We start from the raw sequence: 21,670 nt of genomic DNA, 5'->3' as shown, positions 1-21,670 counted from the left end.
GGGGGTGTACCCATGGATTATCAACTATTGTTATTGACTATTGCTGTTTCCTTTATCCTTGCGGTCATTGCCGCTCCGCTCTTCATTCCGCTTCTGCGCAGGATGAAATTCGGACAGCAGGTGCGAGATGACGGACCGCAAACCCATTTGAAGAAAGCGGGAACGCCGACTATGGGCGGTATCGTGATTATCGTAGCTTTTACCTTGTCTTATCTGAAATTTTCTGTGGTGAATACAGATTTTTACGTACTGCTCGTAGCTACGCTTGGTTTTGGATTGATCGGGTTTTTGGATGACTATATCAAAATTGTATTTAAGCGTTCCTTAGGGCTCACAGCACGTCAAAAGTTATTTGGACAGCTGCTGGTTGGTGCTCTGATGTGCGGTCTTCTGATTTATGCCGGACACAGTACAAATATCAGCGTACCAGGTACTGATTTCAGCTTTGATTGGGGTGGCTGGTTCTATTATCCATTCATCATTATTATGATGATGGCAGTGACGAATGCCGTTAACTTTACAGATGGAGTCGATGGACTGTTGTCTGGTGTCAGTGCCATTGCCTTGGCCGCATACGCGGTGGTGGCAATGCAGGCTACGTCTATTGCGGCAGGTGTATGTGCTGCGGCAATGATTGGTGCTGTATTAGGCTTTCTTGTGTTCAATGCCCACCCTGCTAAAGTGTTTATGGGGGATACGGGTTCGTTTGGTATTGGTGGTGCTATAGGTGCTATTGCTATTGTCACGAAGAGTGAGCTGCTGTTTCTCATCATAGGCGGTGTCTTTGTAATTGAAATGTTATCCGTTGTGATTCAAGTGGTTTCATTTAAAACCCGTGGCAAACGTGTATTCAGAATGAGCCCGATTCACCATCATTTTGAGCTTGGTGGCTGGTCGGAGTGGCGTGTGGTAATTTCGTTCTGGGCGGTTAGTTTGGTGTTGGCTGCTGTGGGACTATTTATTAGCAAGGGGTTGTAGAGAATGAAACATCCAGATATGTATCGTGGTGAAGAAGTTGTGGTTCTTGGGCTTGCTAAAAGCGGTGTCCAGGTGGCTAAAGTGCTGCATGAACGCGGCGCTATAGTTACGGTTAACGACAAAAAGGAAAGAGATCAAAGTCCCGAAGCTTCCGAATTGGAATCTTTGGGAATTTGTGTTATATGCGGCGGGCATCCGGAAGGACTTATTCATGAAGGTGTAAGTCTGGTAATCAAAAATCCAGGCATTCCTTATTCTGCGCCCCCTGTACAAAAGGCAATTGAGCTTGGAATTGAAGTGGTCACAGAGGTAGAGGTGGCTTATCGACTTTGTGCAGCGCCGATGATCGGCATCACAGGCTCCAATGGCAAGACGACAACGACGACCTGGGTAGGCCATATGCTGGAAGCTGCGGGAATGAACCCTATAGTTGCGGGCAACATTGGTACGCCTCTTTGTCAGGCTGCACAAGAGGCTACAGAGGATAACTGGATGGTGGTCGAGCTTAGCAGCTTTCAACTCAAAGGTACGGAGACCTTCCGGCCAAAGATAGGCTGTCTGCTGAATATTGCAGAGACTCATCTGGATTATCATGGAAGCATGAAAGATTATGTGGATTCCAAAACCAAGCTGTTCGCTAATCAATTAGCTACGGATACAGCAGTGCTGAACTGGGATGATCCTGTCTGCCGGGAACTTGTGCCCTATGTGAAGGCTTCGATTCTTCCATTCTCCTTGTTTGAGGAGCTGCCTCATGGAGTATTTGTTAGCCCGTCCTATATTACGGGGCAAGATGATGAGCTGAAGCGCCACATTATCTATCGCGAATCTGCGGACAAGGAAACGATAATCGCGGATGTGGATTCCATCGCTCTTCCGGGTCGCTTTAATGTGGGGAATGCGCTGGCTGCCTGTGGAATTGCTATTGCCGCTGGAGCTGACCCCTCTCTATTAAGCGAAGTGCTTTCTTCTTTTCGTGGTGTGGAGCACCGCCTGGAGTATGTAGCTGATAAGGCTGGAGCCGCTTATTACAACAATTCCAAAGCAACGAACTCCAAAGCGACAATTACGGCTTTGACATCTTTTCAGCGTCCGGTGGTATTGATCGCTGGCGGATTAGACCGTGGCTCCGATTATATGGAGCTGCTGCCTGTCCTGAGCGGACGCGTCAAAGCTTTGGTGGCGTTAGGACAAACCAAGGACAAGCTAATAAATGTAGCACAGCTGGCAGGATTAAAGCAGATTATCTCCGTCGATAATGGGGAGAGCGCCGCCGCCGTGCTGCAAGCAGCTGTGCGGGAAGCTTCCGTTCTGGCGGAAGAAGGAGATATCGTTCTCCTCTCTCCTGCATGTGCTAGTTGGGATATGTTTACATCCTATGAAGAGCGCGGGTGTATTTTTAAAGAGGCGGTGCATAACCTTTAAGTAGGGGGGTGGATAAGCCCCTACTACGGATGCAAGAGGTGTGCTCCTGATGAACAAAACTCGTCATGCTCCCGATATTTGGTTGCTGATTCCCATTCTTTCTTTGCTGGTAATCGGCATGGTGATGGTATACAGCGCCGGATCTGTCTTGGGCTTCCGCAATTATGGAGATTCGTTTTACTTTGTAAAGAGGCAGCTTTTGTTTGCAGGACTGGGACTTGTTGCAATGTTTGTTACAGCGAATACAGACTACAAAGTGTTAAAAAAGCTGGCTAAGCCGGCACTGATTGTCTGCTTTATCCTGCTCGTTATGGTGCTTATTCCCGGCATTGGTGTAGTTCGCGGGGGAGCGCGCAGCTGGCTCGGAATCAGCTCCTTCGGGATTCAGCCCTCCGAGTTCATGAAGATGGGGATGATTCTATTTCTGGCGAATTGGCTGGGAAAAGAAGAGTATGATATCACCTCCTTCACTCGTGGCTTACTTCCACCGTTAGCGCTTATCGGATCAGCCTTTGCACTGATTATGCTCCAGCCGGATCTGGGTACAGGTACCGTTATGTTTGGCGCAGCCTTGATGATGGTCTTTACAGCTGGGGCAAGAATGAAACATCTACTCTCACTAGGAGTAGCTGGCGTGGCTGGGTTTGTTGCTTTGGTTGCCGCAGCACCTTACCGGTTGCAGCGGATAACCGCTTTTCTTGATCCTTGGTCCGATCCCCTCGGTGCAGGCTACCAGATTATTCAGTCGCTATACGCGATTGGCCCTGGAGGGCTTGGGGGTCTCGGACTTGGAATGAGCCGGCAGAAGTACAGTTATGTACCTGAGCCGCAGACCGATTTTATTTTTTCTATATTGGCCGAGGAACTGGGGTTTATCGGTGGTTTGGCTGTGTTGATCCTGTTTCTTATTCTAATCTGGCGCGGAATGAAGGTGGCGATGAGTCTGCCTGACCGTTTTGGAAGCTATTTGGCCGTTGGCATCGTCTGTATGGTGGCTGTGCAAGTCATTATTAATATTGGTGTGGTCATCGGTCTAATGCCTGTAACAGGCATCACACTTCCTCTGATTAGCTATGGAGGTTCTTCGCTTACACTGATGTTAACCTCCCTGGGCATTCTATTGAACTTATCCCGTTATGCGAGGTGAAAGACATGCGTATCGTATTAAGCGGCGGAGGCACGGGTGGTCATATCTATCCCGCAGTCGCTGTTGCTAGACAACTGGAAGCAGAAGATAGTGAATCTACCTTCCTGTATATTGGTGGAACGCGTGGCTTAGAGAGCAAGCTTGTTCCCCAAGAGAATATCCCTTTCAAATCTATCGACATCACTGGCTTTCGGCGCAAGCTGTCCATGGACAACGTCAAGACGGTGATGCGTTTTTTAAAGGGCGTTAAGGCTTCCAAAGAAATGTTAAGAGAGTTTAAGCCTGATGTTGTAATTGGTACAGGCGGTTATGTATGTGGTCCGGTCGTTTACGCTGCATCCCGGCTGGGTATCCCAACCTTGATCCATGAGCAAAATGCTATCCCTGGTTTAACAAATCGTTTTTTAAGTCGTTACGCGAGTACAGTGGCCGTAAGCTTTGAAGGGACAGAATCTGCTTTTCCGGGGAGCAAGCACGTAATCTACACAGGTAATCCTCGGGCAACGACGGTTACTACGGCTAGTCCACAACGGGGGTTTGCCTCGCTGGGCATTCCGGATAACAGCACGGTTGTTTTGGTTGTTGGCGGCAGTCAAGGGGCTAAGGCTATTAATAAAGCCATGATTGAAATGGCCCCATTTGTGGGTAAGGGTAATGGTGTTCATTATGTTTACGTTACAGGTGAGCCTTATTTTGAGGATACCCGTGCTGAATTGCGTCAGAAGCTGGGTAGCACACCGAACTGGCTGCATGTCCTACCTTATGTTCACAATATGCCGGAGGTCTTGGCTTGTACCTCCTTAATCGTAAATCGGGCGGGGGCATCCTTTCTCGCTGAGATTACAGCGCTGGGTATTCCTTCTGTACTTATCCCTTCTCCTAATGTGACGAACAATCACCAAGAGGCGAATGCAAGACAGCTGGAACGCGAAGGGGCCGCTGTGGTGCTGCTTGAGAAGGATTTGAATGGTAAGGCGCTTTATGAAGCTGTGCAAGCAATCATTGGAACTGAAGCTGTACGCCAAAAAATGTCCGAGGCTTCCAAACGACTGGGCAAAAGGGATTCTGCTGCCATTGTCACTAACGAACTCCGAAGACTAGCCGGTAAACAGTCTTAAGCCATTTACCTTTGAGAGGTATTTTCCTTATTGGCAGCTCTCTGTCACACACTTGGAGGAACGAACATAGGATAATCCTATAATCGTGACAATCACCCAGAACACTTCCTAACCTGAAAGGTAGTGCAGGATAATCTTGTACATTTCATATGACCTTGTATCGGAAGTGTTTGTGGTGGGTGAGCGGTAATCTCGGAGGTGATACATTGGACAAATTGGTGATTGAGGGTGGAAGTCCCCTGTCAGGCACCATTCGTATCCATGGAGCAAAAAATGCGGCGCTGCCGATTCTAGCGGCAAGCCTGCTGGCCGAAGGAGTTCACTCACTGCATAATGTGCCGAAGCTGCTGGACATCGAGACTATGCTAGACATCTTGGATCGGCTGGGCTGCAGGTGCGTGCATCAAGAGGATACGGTGACGATAGATACGTCAGCCGTGGGGACATCTCATGTACCTGAGGATTTGATGCGGCAGATGAGATCTTCCATTTTTTTAATGGGACCGCTGTTATCCAGATTTGGTGAGGTAACGATCTATCAGCCTGGTGGCTGTGCGATCGGGGAGCGTAAAATCGATCTTCATTTGCAGGGTCTTAAAGCACTGGGGGCGGAGATCGAGGAAAGCAACGGACGAATATCCTGTCGGGGCTCAAAGCTTGTAGGGAGTGATATTCATCTCGACTATCCAAGTGTTGGAGCCACGGAGAATATTATGATGGCTGCCGCCAAGGCAGAGGGGACAACGACGATATCGGGAGCAGCAAGAGAGCCGGAAATACAGGATCTACAGCAATTTTTGAATAGTATGGGTGCTCAGATTATCGGTGCAGGCACCGATACCATTACGATCCAGGGTGTCAAAAACTTATATCCCTGTACGTACGAGGTAATCCCAGACCGGATAGTGGCTGGAACTGTAATGATTGCTGCGGCAGCTACACGTGGGAATGTGACCTTGACACATACGAACGCCGGGCATCTGACTTCGCTTATTCATGTGCTTAAGCGGGCTGGTGTTCAAATCACAGTATGCAATGATATAATTAATGTCAGCTGCATGGGGCGTCCGCGTGCGGTTGAGAGAATTGTAACCTCTCCTTATCCTTCTTTCCCGACGGATCTGCAATCTCAGGTCATGGTGCTGCTGTCGCTCGCCGATGGTTTTAGTGTGATCAAGGAGACGGTGTTTGAGGGACGGTTCAAACATGTGGAAGAAATGGCCCGGATGGGTGCTGACATCTCTATCGATTTGAATCGTGCGTTTATTCGCGGCGTTCAGAGATTGTATGGTGCTACTGTGGAAGCTACTGATTTGCGGGCGGGTGCAGCTCTGGTCATTGCCGGGCTTGCTGCACAAGGGACTACGGTCGTTGAGCAAGCGCATCACATTGACCGTGGTTATGATGGAATAGAGAAGCTGTTTCAGAAGCTTGGCGCGCGTATAAGCCGTAAGGTGCCTGTAACGGATCCACTTGATTTGGCCAATTAAAGCTCCCTGTCTCCTTCCAGATCTCTCAGAGAAGGAGACAGGGCCTTATTACGGAGATATGAGAATGACTACAACCCGATTACCTCTACTTAAAGAGGACAAGCCTAAGAAAAAAATGAGCCGTAAGATTACGGCGATCCTGCTGCTGCTGTTCACTGCGCTTCTTGCTGTGATTTTTTTCAGATCGTCTATTAGCCATATTACAGTGATAGATTTTCAAGGTAGCAAGTATTCTACTAGTGAAGAGTTACTCTCACAAAGTGGAATTAAAATAGGTGGGCAATTCTTTGCTGTATCAACTAAAGCTGTGGAAGAATCTCTGCTGAAGCTTAAGACGATTAAAGACGTCAGCGTGCAGAAGGATTTCCCCGGGGTGATCACAGTAAAGATTGAGGAATTCCCTGCGGTAGCTTATGAACTGGAACAGGGAGGCCTCTTAAAGGCGATTCTGTCCAGTGGAGCTGCAGTGCCTGTTAATGAGACTGGAATTGCTGTTGAGAAACCTATATTAACGAACTGGGACCCGGATGATCCGAATAAGGCTAAGCTATGTCAAGCATTAGCAAGCATTCCTAATGAATTGACAAGTGATATCTCTGAGATTGTTCCCTCGCCAACCTTGTCTTTTCCAGACCGGATCAAGCTCTATACTAGATCCCGTTTTGAGGTGATTACAGCCATCTCTTTGCTAAAGAGCAAGGTGTCCTATTTGAATCAGATTATAGAGACTGAACAGCCTGGACTCATTAAAATGCTAGAAGCCGATTCATATGTTCCTTTTCAGGTGGAAAGCGATGAAGAAGATGTTGCGCAAGAGTAGTGGGGAGGTAAATAGTCCCTACTAATAGAGTTAAAAAAATGCTACAATCGGAGTTACGGGCAAGAAGCTATATCCCTCTTTTTTCTTCGATTTTTTTGAGATATAGTACTATATTTGGTTGAAATGACCAATTAGGCCGATATTTCCTGTGATAATTGCTATTTTTACAATAACATATGAGTAACTATTCACATTTGGGGATGTTGGAATATTATTCCGTTCAAAAAATTTGTAGAAAAAAGAGGGAAAGGATTAGGTATGTTGAATATGTACAGAGAAGTTTCCCGGGACCGGGATAAGGTAATGCAATTAATTATGATTATAACAGGAGGTGCCATAGGACTTGAGCAACAATGACATCATTGTTAGTTTGGACATCGGTACATCCAAAGTTCGGGCAATAATTGGGGAAGTTACCAATGGAACCTTTAATATTATTGGCGTTGGATCTGCTGATTCGGAAGGAATACGTAAAGGCGCGATTGTAGATATCGACCAAACTGTGCAATCGATCAAAAGTGCTATAGATCATGCAGAGCAGATGGTGGGTATTCAAATATCAGAGGTTTATGTAGGCATTTCCGGTAATCATATTGGCCTGCAATCCAGCCACGGTGTTGTGGCCGTTCAGAATGAGGATCGTGAAATCGGCGATGATGATATCGATCGCGTAATTAAAGCTGCGGAAGTCATTGCTATGCCTCCGGAGCGTGAAGTGATTGATGTTGTTCCCAAACAATTTATCGTCGATGGTCTTGAAGGAATTCAAGACCCGCGCGGAATGATCGGTGTTCGTCTGGAAGTTGAGGCAACAATCATTACGGGTGCTAAGACGCCAATACATAATCTACTACGCTGTGTTGAGAAATCAGGGCTGAAGGTAAAGGATCTTGTGCTGATGTCTCTTGGAGCTGGTGGATTGGCGCTGTCCAAGGACGAGAAATCGATGGGATCTGTTCTGGTTGATATTGGTGCGGGCTCAACAACAATAGCCATATACGAAGAGGGTTCTCTTAGTGCAACCTCCACGATTCCGATCGGAGGAGAATTCGTAACCAATGATATTGCCTACGGACTTCGGACGCTTACTGATCAAGCGGAGAAGGTAAAACTTAAATATGGTTGCGCATGGATTGACGATGCAGCCTCAGACGTTGTCTTCAAGGTATTGCGCATTGGCAGTAATGTGGAGAAGGAATTTAACCAAGAGGATCTGGCGGCAATTATCGAGCCAAGGGTGCAAGAAATATTCCACCTGATTCGTCAAGAAGTTAAACGGCTTGGTTACAGTGAACTGCCTGGAGGTTATATACTTACAGGTGGGACTGTCTCGATGCCGGGTGTATTGAAGGCTGCTCAGACCGAGCTGGCTGCATCTGTACGCATCGCCGTGCCGGATTATATCGGTGTACGGGACCCTGGGTTTACCGGCGGTGTCGGTATTCTGCATAATGTTGTCCGTAGTTTCCGAGCAAGAAACAGTGGTGGAAGCAGCAACAAAAAGACGGTCAACCGGAGCAAGCAGAACGCCACTCCGAGTCAGGAAACTGTTCAGAAGCCCGGATTTGTGGAGCGTCTAAAAAATATGTTTAGCGAGTTTATATAAGTGTAAGTCCAGATATACTTGGACCGGCCATCCAAGCACATTGAGGGGGAGATGGAACAATATGTTAGAATTTGATTTTGAAATGGAGAGCTTGGCGCAAATAAAAGTCATCGGCGTGGGCGGCGGAGGTAGTAATGCTGTCAACCGGATGATTGAAAACGGCGTTCAGGGTGTAGAATTTATTACGGTTAATACAGACGCCCAAGCGTTGCATATGGCCAAATCGGAGCACAAGCTGCAGATTGGGGACAAGCTGACCCGCGGTTTGGGTGCAGGCGCCAACCCTGAAGTCGGTAAGAAAGCAGCGGAGGAATCCCGTGATCTGATTTCGAATACCCTTAAAGGTGCAGATATGGTATTTGTTACTGCAGGAATGGGTGGCGGTACAGGTACAGGGGCGGCGCCAGTTATAGCTGAAATTGCTAGAGAATGTGGAGCCCTGACTGTGGGTGTAGTTACTCGCCCGTTCACTTTTGAAGGAAGAAAACGTTATAACCAGGCAATGCTTGGAATCGAAGCTTTGAAAGAAAAAGTCGACACGCTAATTGTCATTCCAAATGACCGTTTGCTTGAGATCGTTGATAAGAAAACACCGATGTTGGAAGCTTTCCGTGAAGCAGATAATGTTCTCCGGCAGGCTGTTCAAGGTATCTCTGACCTAATTAAGGTTCCTGGTCTGATTAACCTTGACTTTGCGGATGTAAAGACGATCATGACAGAGCGCGGTTCAGCGCTTATGGGAATTGGTATAGCAAATGGTGAGAACCGTGCGTCTGAAGCAGCACGTAAAGCCATCATGAGCCCACTCTTGGAAACGTCTATTGAAGGCGCCCGCGGCGTAATCATGAATATTACGGGAGGATCTAACCTCTCCCTATACGAAGTCAATGAAGCGGCTGAGATCGTTACATCCGCCTCTGATCCTGAAGTGAATATGATCTTTGGTGCGATAATTGATGAAGGCCTGAAGGATGATATCAAAGTAACAGTAATTGCTACTGGCTTTGAACATAAACCATCGCCTGAAGCTCCAGGACGTCGTCCGGTCTCGACGAATAACGAGCCAGCGGCAGCACCGGATAAGAACGCTGCTAATCTGCGTCCGTTCGGGAATCAGAACACGTCAGATCAGTTGGATATTCCGACGTTCCTGCGTAACCGTAATCGTAGCAACAACGACTAGTTAAATATTTTTATCAAGAAGATATGAAAGCACCGTATTATCCAGCTAATAGAGCTAGGGTACTGCGGTGCTTTTTTTATGTGAAATGCTGTTCAGAAGGAATAAAACCCTCCCACGCTATAACTCGACAAAAAAACCTCAAGAATGCCCCCCAAGTTTAGACAGACTTTGAAAGCGAGACTTTTTATACTAATCATATCGTCCAAAAAACAGAGCCTGATCCATTTTGGCTACAGGATAGATTCCGCCATAGTAGGCAGGTGAATGCACTGGTTGTTTATATTGACTTGATATTCGCCGCCAATCTAGTGATCGACGGAATTCTATTGTGGCTGACAGGCTGGATGGTCAAGCTGAGGATATCATGGTGGCGGCTAGTCCTCTCAGCTCTGGTTGGTGCGCTCTATGTGGTGATGATGTTTGTGCCGGAGTTGTCTTTCATGTATACCTTCCTCATTAAGTTTGGATTGTCGGTGGTTATGCTATGGATTGCCTTTGGTTTTGGGAGTCTGCAAAGCTACCTTCGCACTATGGGAGCTTTTTATATTATCAACTTCGCAGCTGCTGGTGGGATTGTAGGTATTCACTATTTGCTGCAGAGCTCCGGTGATATTTGGAATGGTATTATGTTCACTGCTTCAGGAGGGCATGCTTACCGCCTAAAGATTGGTTTTTGGTTTGTAATTGCAGTATTTCCCCTGGTGTTAATCTGCTTCAAGGCAGTGCACTCCTCACGAATCAGAAGGGAGCAGCTTGAAACCTATATCGGTGAGGTGGTAGTAGAAATTGATGGAGTGACTGTTTCCTGTCCCGGCCTGCTAGACACAGGTAACCGGCTTTGTGATCCTTTGACCCGCATACCGGTGATGGTTATGGAATCTTCGCTCTGGGAGGGACATCTGCCTGAAACATGGAAAGGTAGACTCACTCAGGACGGAGCGGACAAACTTTTACTAGAAACGGACGGGCAGTCGTTTGCTTGGCAGGACAGGATGCGACTGGTGCCTTACAGGGGAGTTAACCGGGGGGCATCATTTATGCTTGCACTGAAGCCTGATCAGGTGACGATAAAGCTTGGTGAAGATATCTTTTATTGTAAAAGAGTCTTGATCGGGCTGGATGGTGGGACATTGTCGGGGGATGGAGCCTATCGGGCTGTAATACATCCTGATTTGACTCAAAAAGAGAGCGCTATTGATGCAGCACTGCCTTCCTAATCTTTAAAGCTAGCTGAACCAAACTTCTGATGGCTGAAAGCGGGATTTGAAAGCTTCACACGCGAACCGTGCACTTCTTGGAGGAGGAACAAATAATGGTCAAATGGAAAATTGCTCTGCAGCTGCAATATTACCGCATGCTGTTTCTACTAGGGCTGAAGAGTCAGGAAATCTATTATATTGGCGGGAGTGAGGCACTTCCTCCACCGCTGACACGGGAAGAAGAAGAATATCTGCTTCAGCGGCTGTCTAGCGGCGATGCAGCTGTTCGTGCGATGTTGATTGAGCGCAATCTTCGCTTGGTAGTATATATCGCTCGTAAATTTGAGAATACCGGCATCAATATCGAGGATCTGGTTTCGATTGGCGCTATTGGCTTAATTAAGGCTGTGAACACTTTTGATCCTGAGAAAAAAATAAAACTGGCTACTTATGCATCCCGCTGCATAGAGAATGAAATCTTGATGTATCTGCGGCGGAACAGCAAGACACGGAGTGAGGTTTCTTTTGATGAGCCGCTTAATATTGATTGGGATGGCAATGAATTATTGCTTTCTGACGTATTAGGAACGGAAAATGATACCATTTATCGGAACATAGAAGAACAGGTTGATCGCAAGCTGCTGCAAAAGGCACTGGAAAAGCTGAGTGACCGGGAAAGACTCATTATGGAGCTGAGATTTGGCCTGCGCGGAGGCGAAGAAAAGACACAAAAAGATGTGGCCGATCTGCTTGGCATCTCCCAATCTTATATTTCGCGGCTGGAGAAAAGAATTATCAAGCGGCTGCGCAAGGAGTTTAACAAGATGGTGTAAGGTGAAATTAGCAAGGAATAAAATGGCGAGCCCGGGAGATAATGTACAGTAATGTTTCTCCTTGGGAGGTAAATCATCATGACCCGTAATAAAGTCGAGATTTGCGGTGTGGATACTGCTAAGCTGCCTGTTCTAACGAATGTGGAAATGCGGCAACTGTTCACTTCGCTGCAGCAGCAGGGCGAGCGATCCGCCAGAGAGAAATTGGTAAACGGTAATCTTAGACTTGTTCTAAGCGTTATCCAGAGGTTCAATAATAGGGGAGAATTTGTTGACGATTTGTTCCAGGTGGGTTGCATCGGTCTGATGAAAGCCATTGATAATTTCGATTTATCACAAAACGTTAAATTCTCCACATATGCAGTTCCGATGATTATCGGTGAGATTCGGCGTTACCTGCGTGATAACAACCCGATTCGGGTATCACGTTCTCTCAGAGATATCGCCTACAAGGCGCTCCAGGTACGTGATAGTCTGACCAATCAGAACTCGCGGGAACCGACGATATTCGAAATATCAGAAGCGCTGGGTGTGCCGAAGGAAGATGTTGTATTTGCTCTTGATGCCATTCAGGATCCAGTGTCCTTATTCGAGCCGATCTATCATGACGGCGGCGATCCTATTTATGTAATGGACCAGATTAGCGACGATAAGAATAAGGATGTGTCGTGGATCGAAGAAATTGCATTACGTGAAGCGATGCGTAAGTTAGGACAAAGGGAGAAACGAATTTTATCCATGCGGTTTTTCGAAGGGAAAACACAGATGGAGGTCGCAGACGAGATTGGCATTTCACAGGCACAGGTCTCACGTTTGGAGAAATCTGCGATTCAGCAAATGCAAAAACACGTGAAATCTTAGAGCAGTAGCCATGAGGAGATATTCCAGAATCCGGGTTAAGGATTTTGGGCGATCTCCTCTTTTTAATGAATGTAGACAAGCTTCCGTATCATATATTGGACTATAGGTCGGATTGTACAGGGGTGGTGAGATGAACGAGGATTATCAAGGGTCTGCCAAAAAAATGAAAATCTCTGATTTTCAGACGAAGGATGTTATCAACATTGTAGATGGCAAGCGGCTGGGGCAGATTAGTGATCTGGAGCTTGATTTGCGCCGTGGTGTCATAGATGCCATCGTTATACCCGGATACACTCGGTTTATGGGATTGTTCGGAGGCGGGACAGATCTGATTATTCCATGGCGGAATATAGTCAAGATCGGGTCCGATGTAGTGCTCGTGAAGATTGAAGAGTCACGGATGTCTCCGGGACAGGAAGAGCGGGAAACGATGTATCTGGAGCGGGGAGATCGCAGCGAACGGCGCACTTATTAATTAGGTGCGTTTTTTGTTTTTTTATTTAAGAATTTAGGCGATCTGGCTTAAGCGTCACTTTGTACGGGTATTTACATGTGGTACACTAAGGCGGAGGTGAGGAAATGGAACCGTTTGTGCAGGGGAAAGAAATGCTTATGCTGCTCCATCTGGAGCCGTGGCGAGTGGAGCATAACGAAATTACAGCGGGGTTTACTGGTAGACAGGGAGGGGCTAGCAAGGCGCCCTATGACAGCCTGAATTGTGCGTTTCACGTTGGGGATGCTCCTGAAGCTGTCCTGAGCAATCGGAGAGCGCTTGTCGAAGCTCTTGATTTCAAACCGGAAGCATGGACCTGTGGAGAACAAACCCATGGGGCAGAGATAGCTGTGGTAAGGGAAGTAGACCGTGGGCGGGGACAACAGGACAGAGCATCGGCATTTCAAGCCACGGACGGTCTGCTGACGGATGTGCCCGGGGTTTTGTTGACTTCTTTTTATGCGGATTGTGTGCCCCTTTATTTTTATGATCCCGTGCGTAGAGTCGTCGGTCTTGCGCATGCAGGCTGGAAAGGGACGGTGGCTCAGATTGCCGCAGCCATGGTGAATAAGCTGCAAACGGTATACGGCAGCAATCCACATGATATTGTGGCAGCGATCGGTCCATCCATTGGCGACTGCTGTTATGAGGTGGATGATTATGTGATGGAGCATGTTCGCCAGTTGGAGGGCAGCTTGAATGAGGGTATAGAAACTTTCGATGCTGTGGAGCTTTACAGAGCCTCAGAGACTGATCAGAGTAAATACTTGCTAAACTTGAAAGAAATGAATCGACGCATTATGATAAAAGCAGGAATATTGCCGACTCATATCGAATGTACAACATGGTGTACAAGCTGTAATCGTGATTTGTTTTTTTCATATCGCAAAGAAAACGGTATTACAGGCAGAATGACGAGCTGGATCGGAATAAAGGAGAGTTGAAAGTTGTCTTTAACACTGCAGGAGAGAATTGCTGAGGTAGAGGAACGTGTAGCACGTGCCTGCGCGGCAAGCGGCCGGGATCGTAATGACGTCAAGGTAATTGCAGTGACGAAATATGTTTCTCTGGAAATGGTATCCTCCGTATTGGAGGCAGGACTAGAGCATATTGCCGAGAGTCGCTGGCAGGATGCTGAGCACAAATGGAAGGTTTTAGGGGACAAAGGGACATGGCATTTTATCGGGCATTTGCAAACCAATAAGGTTAAAGACGTTATTGGAAAATTTCAATATATACACTCTTTGGACCGGATGTCTCTGGCGCAAGAATTACACAAAAAGGCGCTTGCCGCCGATCAGGAAGTGAATGTGTTTCTTCAAGTGAATATCTCTGGCGAAGATACGAAGTTCGGTCTGTCACCTGAGGCAGTACCTGGATTTTTACGTGAAATCGCTAGTTTGGACCGCGTTAAGGTAATTGGACTTATGACGATGGCACCTTTAGAAGGTGATCCAGAGCTTACCCGTCCTGTATTTCGCGGACTTCGTGAGCTGCGCGATGAGCTTAATCAACTTGCTTTGACACCTGAGCCGATTACGGAGCTGTCCATGGGAATGTCGAATGATTTTGAAGTGGCGATACAGGAAGGAGCTACCTGGGTACGCCTGGGTACGGTGTTAGTAGGCCATTAGGAGGGATCGTGATGAGCGTTATGAACCGATTTATGAGTTTTTTGGGCTTGCAGGAGGAAGAGGAAGTTGTGGAGCGGGAGCAAATCCACGAAGAGGATGAGTATGAGCCGGCCCCTGTAGAAACCCGCAAAAATCAAAGGGGCAACGTTGTCAGTATCCATTCGCAAAAAAATGTCAAGGTTGTATTATATGAACCACGTTCATATGATGAGGCACAGGAGATTGCTGATCATCTCCGTTCGCATCGGACGGTAGTAATTAACCTGCAGCGTGTTCGCAATGATCAAGCAATGAGAATTATTGATTTTCTCAGTGGAACTGTTTATGCCCTTGGGGGAGGAATCTCTAAAATTGGGGGCAATATATTTATGTGCACTCCAGATACTGTTGAAATTCAAGGCTCCATTACAGAAATCCTAGGTGACGATCAAGACTATAACAGAATGAGGTGAATGGGCTTTGCTTCAAATTGATTACATTATCGATATTTTGTTTAATATTTATTTTTACATGATTATTTTCTATGTGCTAATGTCCTGGTTACCCAACGTTCGTGATAACTTCATTGGAGAACTGCTAAGCAAACTCGTAGAGCCGTATTTAACACCTTTCAGACGGTTTATTCCACCGCTCTTCGGTACACTTGATATCTCTCCAATCATTGCATTACTTGTCTTGGAATTCGCAGCAGGCGGACTTAAATCTATCCTGCATTTGATTTTTTAGGCATCTGTGATGAAGAACGAAGTTTACGGGCATTTTCATCCCGATGAACGTCAATTTGTGGACAAGGCCTTTGAATGGGTTACCAACGCTGGAGAATATCATGAGACTAAATTAACTGAATTTCTCGATCCCCGCCAAGGTTTTATTCTGCAAACTTTAGTTAACCGCCATCCTGACGTGATTGTTAAATGGGAGGGTGGACATGCTGAGGCAGAGCGGAAGCGAGCGCTTGTCGCCCCTGATTATCGTGATCTGGATCAGGAAGACATGGAGCTGAAGGTGCTTGCGATAACCTCAGGGGAGCAGAAGTTTCTGGCCTTGGAGCACGGGGACTACATGGGTTCTATTCTGGGGCTGGGCGTTAAACGAGGCAAAATCGGTGATATTCATGTTCTGGACGATGGTTGTCATGTTGTAGTCGCTGCTGATATTGCAGATTATTTAGCTATGAATTTAACTGGAGTGCACCGGATACAGGTAAGTACGGAAGTATTACCCCTTTCCGCCTTGCGTAATAGTGAGGTTAAGCTGGAAGTGATGGATTTGACTGTAGCGTCCCTGCGATTGGATGGCATTGCCGCAGATGTAACACGGCTTAGCCGAAGCAAAATTCTTGCTCCCATCAAGGCTGGACGCGTTCGGGTAAACTGGAAAGTGGAGGAAGACCCATCCTGCAGTCTTAAGGATGGTGACATGGTATCTATTCAAGGCTTCGGTCGCTTCAAGGTGCTAGAGGTCGGCAGTTTGACGAAAAAGGGCCGATACCGTGTTCAGATTGGTAAATTTGTGTGAATCCCTTGCAGGAATACGGTCTTACTTGTCGAAATTGATTATTTCGAGGGAATCAAACATTTTTAAAGCTGGACGCCGATACTTTAAAGAAGAGGCGGACCATAAATGGCAGGCGGAACACAGAAACACCTTCTGCCTTTACTTGAAGTACAGTCTTTCTTCTTTGTCTGCCGCTTAGTTGCGATTTAGAGATAAAGAAGGTCCGAAATTTCTAGGAGGTGCACAGCATGCCATTAACACCGCTCGATATACATAACAAGGAGTTTTCTCGGAGACTTCGCGGTTATGATGAGGACGAGGTCAACGAATTTCTAGATCAAGTGATCAAGGATTACGAAAGCGTCATCCGTGAGAACAAGGAACTGCAGAATCAGCTTTTGTCTATTCAAGAGCGTCTGGATCATTTTGTGAATATTGAAGAAAGTTTATCGAAGACGATCTTAGTCGCTCAGGAAGCGGCGGATGATGTGAAGAACAACTCCAAGAAGGAATCCCAGCTCATTATCAAGGAAGCGGAGAAAAACGCCGATCGGATTATTAACGAAGCGTTATCCAAATCCCGTAAGGTTGCTATTGAGACTGAAGAATTGCGTAAGCAAGCTTCGATCTATCGCACTCGTTTCCGGACATTAGTGGAAGCTCAGCTGGAGCTGTTATCACAGGATGACTGGAATGCCTTAGAGAGTCGTGAGGCGAGCGAGAACGTAGCCTTCAAGGATGATGTTCTTCATCGCATCTAAAGGTTTCAGACGATAATTGGCTAAATAGAGGGAGCTATTCCCTCTATTTTTATTTTCCGATAAAATAGACCATAATAAAGTGAACTCCATGCGCAAGAACGTCCTTAATAGCTAGATTGGGCGAATGGCTGTTGACATTTAGATTCAAAAAGTCTATAAATAGAACATATCTGTATAATGTTTATATGTATTCGATGACGGGACAAGTACGACAAGGTAACGTTCTCCAGAGAGTCGGCGATTGCTGAGAGCCGATTGTTCGAGCCCTGCCGGAAGATCTTCCCCTAGAAGTTAAGCTGAAGCGTTGATCGTGCGTAAGCTTAACCGTCTGCCGGACGTTACACCGGACCTGTGCACAAGATTTACGCGCAGGACTGAGATTGTGCTGAATACACTCCCCTTAAGGATGTGCTCATGCGCAGAATTAGGGTGGTATCGCGAGCGTCGTCTCGCCCCTTTGGGGGTGGGATGACGCTTATTTTGTTGTTCCGGGGCGGCCATCCCCCTAAATCCCCCTTTCTAAGGGGGACCCCAAGGGCTGCCGCCCTCTGGACACCCGCAAAGTAAAGCCTCGTGCAAATAGGTACGGTGGTGGAAACAAACGGACTCATGTGGCTGAACGAGCGGCCCTTCTTAGGCTCCCCTGGCGGGTTCGCCTGCGGGGCCTTAACGGCAAGAGCGGTGCGCGACCAGCTGCGCAAGGTCGCGAAATGGCGCCCCGAGCGATTGCTGCCCTAACGGGATCGCGGCTCGGGTGCCCGGAAAGAAGGGGCGGTTGCTGCGCAATGCCGCCGAAGCCCCCGAGCGATTGCTGCCCTGCGGGATCGCGGCTCGGGAGCCAGGGCAAGAGCGGTGTGCGACCAGCTGCGCAAGGTCGCTCATTGGCGCCCCGAGCAATTGCTGCCCTAACGGGATCGCGGCTCGGGTGCCAGGGCAAGAGCGGTGAGCGGCCAGCTGCGCAAGGTCACTCATTGGCGCCCCGAGCGATTGCTGCCCTACGGGATCGCGGCTCGAGAGCCAGGGCAAGAGCGGTGCGCGACCAGCTGCGCAAGGTCGCTCATTGGCGCCCCGAGCGATTGCTGCCCTAACGGGATCGCGGCTCGGGTGCCAGGGCAAGAGCGGTGCGCGACCAGCTGCGCAAGGTCGCTCATTGGCACCCCGAGCGATTGCTGCCCTAACGGGATCGCGGCTCGGGTGCCCGGAAAGAAGGGGCGGTTGCTGCGCAATGCCGCCGAAGCCCCCGAGCGATTGCTGCCCTACGGGAACGCGGCTCGGGTGCCAGGGCAAAGAAGTGGCAGCTGCTGCCAGGATCGCCCAAGGATCGAAAAGAGCTTTATAGACTAATCCATGAAAGGATTGACCATCACATGCAAAAAGTAGATGTCAGAGAAAAGGCGCGGGCAAGAGATGTCCGCATATTGAAGAAATGGAACGAAGAGAATACGTTCCGCAAGTCCATGGAGAACCGTGAGGGACGTCCAAACTATGTATTCTATGAAGGTCCGCCAACAGCAAACGGTGCGCCGCATATCGGACACGTGCTGGGACGGGTAATCAAGGATTTCATCGGTCGTTACCAGACAATGAAAGGTTACCGCGTAGTACGTAAAGCCGGCTGGGATACACACGGTCTGCCAGTAGAACTAGGCGTACAAAAGAAGCTTGGCATCTCCGGTAAACAAGAGATTGAGGAATATGGCGTAGAAAAATTCATCCAGGAATGTAAAGACAGCGTCTTCGGTTATGAGAAGCAATGGCGTGAATTTACAGAAGCAATCGGATACTGGACGGATTTAGATAATCCTTACGTAACCTTGGATAACACCTATATCGAAAGTGTATGGAACATCTTGGCTACAGTGCATGAGAACGGGTTGCTTTACCGCGGACACCGTGTTAGCCCGTATTGCCCGAGCTGCCAGACTACACTAAGCTCACATGAAGTTGCTCAAGGCTACAAAACCGTTAAGGATCTCAGTGCAACTGCGAAGTTCAAGCTGGATGACAGCGGAGACTACGTATTGGCTTGGACGACAACACCTTGGACCTTGCCAGCCCATATGGCGCTAGCTATGAATCCGGACATGGATTATGTACGTGTGCAACAAGAAGATGGTGTGTACATCGTTGCTAAAAACTTGGTCGAAGAAGTAATGAAAGGCGAGCACACAGTCCTTTCTACACATAAAGGTTCCGAGTTTATCGGTAAAACTTACGCACCTCCATTCGGATATATTAAGGCAGAGAAAAGCAATGTTATCGTAGGTGCTTCTTTCGTTACAGATTCCAGTGGTACAGGGATCGTACACATGGCACCAGCACATGGTGAAGATGACTACAAGACTTGCCGTGAGAATGGCATCAGCTTCGTAAATGTGGTTGATAATTCCGGTAAGTATACGGATGTAGTTTCTGATTTTGCGGGACGTTTTGTTAAGGATTGCGATCTGGATATCATTAAGGTTTTGTCTGAAAAAGGATTGCTTTACGGTAAAGAAAAATACGAGCACAGCTATCCGTTCTGCTGGCGTTGTGATACACCACTTTTGTATTACGCAACAGACAGCTGGTTCATCAACACTACAGCGATCAAAGATCAGCTGATTGCTAACAACAACAGTGTGGCTTGGTACCCTGAGCATGTACGTGAAGGTCGTTTCGGGAAGTTCTTGGATGAACTGGTTGACTGGAATATCAGCCGTAACCGTTATTGGGGTACACCCCTCAATGTCTGGGTATGTCAAGAAACGGGCAAAGAGTTTGCACCACACAGCATTGAAGAGCTAAGAGCGATGGCGATTGGTGATGTTCCGGAAGATATCGAGCTGCATAAACCTTTCGTGGATAAGATCAAGCTGCGCAGTCCGTTTAGCGAAGGTGCAGAGATGGTTCGCACATCGGAAGTGATCGACGTATGGTTCGACAGTGGCTCGATGCCTTTTGCACAAAGCCATTATCCATTTGAGAACGAGGATAAGCTGAATGATCAGTACCCGGCAGATATGATCTGTGAAGGGATCGACCAGACCCGCGGATGGTTCTACAGCTTGCTTGCAGTATCCACCTTGTTTAAGGGTAAAGCTCCATATAAAGCAGTTATCGCTCACGGTCATATCCTCGATGAGAATGGTCAAAAAATGTCCAAATCCAAAGGCAATGTTATTGATCCTTGGGAAATCATGAACGATTACGGCACGGATGCATTCCGTTGGGCTATTTTGTCCGACAGTGCACCGTGGAATAATAAACGTTTCTCGCGTGGTCTTGTAGGTGAGACAAAATCTAAAGTAGTGGATACGCTGGTGAATACACATGCCTTCTTAACGCTTTATGCGGGCATCGATGGATACGACCCAGCCGATCATCCTTTTAAGGTATCAAAACATAAGTTGGACCGCTGGATCCTGTCCCGTCTGAACAGCTTGATTCTTTTGGTGGATAAAGGACTTGCGGTAAATGACTTCGTAAATACGTCTAGAGCGATTGAGAACTTTGTGGATGAGCTGAGCAACTGGTATATCCGTCGTTCCCGTGACCGCTTCTGGGGTAGTGGTCTAGGTGAAGATAAATTGGATGCTTACCGTACGTTGACTCATGTGCTTTTGGCGACAGCGACTTTGATGGCTCCATTTACACCGATGTTGTCCGAAGATATCTTCACGAACCTTGGCGGCGGAGAAAGTGTGCATTTGGCAGACTACCCGGTTGCTGACGAGAACTTGATCGATAAAGAGCTGGAAGAGGATATGGAAAGTGCAAGACAGATCGTTGAGCTGGCGCGTAACGTACGTAACGAAACAGGCATTAAGAATCGTCAACCGCTGTCCGAGCTGATCGTTTCGATGAACCGTGACTTCCATTTGTCTGAGTATGAAGAGATCATCAAAGACGAGATCAACATCAAGAACATCGTGCTGGAGAACAGTGACAGCGGATTTGTTGATTTCACACTCAAGCTGAATCTTAAGGTTGCCGGTAAAAAATACGGTAAAAACGTAGGCTTCCTGCAAGGCTTTCTGAAAGCTATGGATAGTGACTCTACCCGTAAAGCGGTGCAAGACGGCTCAATCGCGATTGCGACACCTGAAGGTGAAGAGCTTGTAATCACTTCTGAAGAGCTGCTTGTTGAAAAACAAGCCAAAGCAGGTTTCGCCGCAGCTTCCGGATATGGAGTTACGGTTGCGCTCAATACCGAAATCACGCCTGAGCTTGAACAAGAAGGCTGGGTTCGTGAGATTATTCGTGCGGTTCAAGATTACCGTAAACGTCTGGATCTGCCGATCGAGAAACGGATCGCACTCACTTTGAAGTTAGACGATGAGCTAAAAGCAGCTGTTACAGCATTTGACAATGTACTGCGAGACAATGTACTTGTGACTACGGTTGATTTTGATGGAGAACATGCTTTTGAGACGGTAGAAGTCGGTGATAAATCAATCGGTATCCATATCGAAGCATAATTCTGCATTACCTGTCCCAAAACAGCATATACTAGCGGCATAAGTGTAAACGGAGATCTTCCGTTTATGCGGGAAATATAGTCTTTATATTTCGGCGCAAAACTAACGAGTCCCGAGCTTAAGGAGATGAATTCTCTTTGGCCGGGCTCGTTTACTTTGTAGCGA

At 47.5% G+C, this 21,670-nt stretch carries 19 protein-coding genes and 1 other annotated feature; all 19 genes read left to right on the top strand.

Going from position 1 to position 21,670, the window contains the following annotated elements; all coding sequences use genetic code 11:
• Positions 1-12: 12 nt before the first annotated feature.
• The 19 genes from mraY (at position 13) to ileS (ending at position 21,505) form a co-directional block, all read left to right on the top strand.
• Complete coding sequence (mraY, locus tag MKZ16_RS24385; RefSeq protein WP_038572861.1) at positions 13-978, top strand: phospho-N-acetylmuramoyl-pentapeptide-transferase; 966 nt, start codon at positions 13-15, stop codon at positions 976-978.
• 3 nt (positions 979-981) lie between these two features.
• Positions 982-2,403 (top strand): UDP-N-acetylmuramoyl-L-alanine--D-glutamate ligase, encoded by a 1,422-nt coding sequence (murD, locus tag MKZ16_RS24380; RefSeq protein WP_076103784.1) that lies wholly within the window; start codon positions 982-984, stop codon positions 2,401-2,403.
• Between the two features lie 49 nt (positions 2,404-2,452).
• Complete coding sequence (spoVE, locus tag MKZ16_RS24375) at positions 2,453-3,550, top strand: stage V sporulation protein E (protein WP_036683647.1); 1,098 nt, start codon at positions 2,453-2,455, stop codon at positions 3,548-3,550.
• Between the two features lie 5 nt (positions 3,551-3,555).
• A complete protein-coding gene (gene murG, locus MKZ16_RS24370; RefSeq protein WP_036683645.1) occupies positions 3,556-4,668 on the top strand; it encodes an undecaprenyldiphospho-muramoylpentapeptide beta-N-acetylglucosaminyltransferase in 1,113 nt (370 codons plus the stop codon).
• A gap of 206 nt (positions 4,669-4,874) precedes the next feature.
• Positions 4,875-6,158: a UDP-N-acetylglucosamine 1-carboxyvinyltransferase gene (gene murA / locus MKZ16_RS24365; protein WP_036683642.1), complete on the top strand. Its 1,284-nt coding sequence runs from the start codon at positions 4,875-4,877 to the stop codon at positions 6,156-6,158.
• A gap of 64 nt (positions 6,159-6,222) precedes the next feature.
• Positions 6,223-6,978 carry an FtsQ-type POTRA domain-containing protein gene (locus MKZ16_RS24360; RefSeq protein WP_076098550.1) on the top strand — a complete coding sequence of 252 codons (756 nt, stop codon included), beginning with the start codon at positions 6,223-6,225 and terminating at the stop codon, positions 6,976-6,978.
• A 343-nt stretch (positions 6,979-7,321) separates the two neighbouring features.
• A complete protein-coding gene (ftsA, locus tag MKZ16_RS24355; RefSeq protein WP_036683637.1) occupies positions 7,322-8,584 on the top strand; it encodes a cell division protein FtsA in 1,263 nt (420 codons plus the stop codon).
• A 61-nt stretch (positions 8,585-8,645) separates the two neighbouring features.
• On the top strand, positions 8,646-9,767 hold the full coding sequence (ftsZ, locus tag MKZ16_RS24350; protein ID WP_036683633.1) for a cell division protein FtsZ: 1,122 nt from the start codon (positions 8,646-8,648) through the stop codon (positions 9,765-9,767).
• A 269-nt stretch (positions 9,768-10,036) separates the two neighbouring features.
• Positions 10,037-10,984: a sigma-E processing peptidase SpoIIGA gene (gene spoIIGA / locus MKZ16_RS24345; RefSeq protein WP_036683940.1), complete on the top strand. Its 948-nt coding sequence runs from the start codon at positions 10,037-10,039 to the stop codon at positions 10,982-10,984.
• A gap of 92 nt (positions 10,985-11,076) precedes the next feature.
• Positions 11,077-11,799: an RNA polymerase sporulation sigma factor SigE gene (gene sigE, locus MKZ16_RS24340; protein ID WP_036683937.1), complete on the top strand. Its 723-nt coding sequence runs from the start codon at positions 11,077-11,079 to the stop codon at positions 11,797-11,799.
• 78 nt (positions 11,800-11,877) lie between these two features.
• Positions 11,878-12,660: an RNA polymerase sporulation sigma factor SigG gene (sigG, locus tag MKZ16_RS24335; protein WP_036683631.1), complete on the top strand. Its 783-nt coding sequence runs from the start codon at positions 11,878-11,880 to the stop codon at positions 12,658-12,660.
• A 130-nt stretch (positions 12,661-12,790) separates the two neighbouring features.
• Positions 12,791-13,135, top strand: coding sequence for a YlmC/YmxH family sporulation protein (locus MKZ16_RS24330; protein WP_036683628.1), 345 nt, complete (start codon positions 12,791-12,793; stop codon positions 13,133-13,135).
• A gap of 104 nt (positions 13,136-13,239) precedes the next feature.
• A complete protein-coding gene (gene pgeF / locus MKZ16_RS24325) occupies positions 13,240-14,097 on the top strand; it encodes a peptidoglycan editing factor PgeF (protein ID WP_076103786.1) in 858 nt (285 codons plus the stop codon).
• A 3-nt stretch (positions 14,098-14,100) separates the two neighbouring features.
• Positions 14,101-14,787 carry a YggS family pyridoxal phosphate-dependent enzyme gene (locus tag MKZ16_RS24320; protein ID WP_038572851.1) on the top strand — a complete coding sequence of 229 codons (687 nt, stop codon included), beginning with the start codon at positions 14,101-14,103 and terminating at the stop codon, positions 14,785-14,787.
• Positions 14,788-14,798: 11 nt separating this feature from the next.
• Entirely contained in the window at positions 14,799-15,239 is a 441-nt protein-coding gene (sepF, locus tag MKZ16_RS24315; protein WP_036683619.1) for a cell division protein SepF, read from the top strand.
• A gap of 7 nt (positions 15,240-15,246) precedes the next feature.
• On the top strand, positions 15,247-15,513 hold the full coding sequence (locus MKZ16_RS24310) for a YggT family protein (RefSeq protein WP_036683616.1): 267 nt from the start codon (positions 15,247-15,249) through the stop codon (positions 15,511-15,513).
• 9 nt (positions 15,514-15,522) lie between these two features.
• On the top strand, positions 15,523-16,305 hold the full coding sequence (locus MKZ16_RS24305) for a YlmH/Sll1252 family protein (protein WP_038572849.1): 783 nt from the start codon (positions 15,523-15,525) through the stop codon (positions 16,303-16,305).
• A 227-nt stretch (positions 16,306-16,532) separates the two neighbouring features.
• A complete protein-coding gene (locus MKZ16_RS24300; protein WP_051491297.1) occupies positions 16,533-17,045 on the top strand; it encodes a DivIVA domain-containing protein in 513 nt (170 codons plus the stop codon).
• A 185-nt stretch (positions 17,046-17,230) separates the two neighbouring features.
• Positions 17,231-17,505 (top strand) — a binding site (T-box leader).
• 907 nt (positions 17,506-18,412) lie between these two features.
• Positions 18,413-21,505, top strand: a complete 3,093-nt coding sequence (ileS, locus tag MKZ16_RS24295) for an isoleucine--tRNA ligase (protein WP_036683608.1) — start codon at positions 18,413-18,415, stop codon at positions 21,503-21,505.
• The last annotated feature ends 165 nt before the right edge of the window (positions 21,506-21,670 follow it).

Source organism: Paenibacillus sp. FSL R5-0928 (assembly GCF_037970385.1).
GTDB classification, from domain to species: domain Bacteria; phylum Bacillota; class Bacilli; order Paenibacillales; family Paenibacillaceae; genus Paenibacillus_AQ; species Paenibacillus_AQ odorifer.
Note: the sequence above shows the minus strand (reverse complement) of the source record. Positions and strands in the feature narration are given on the sequence as shown.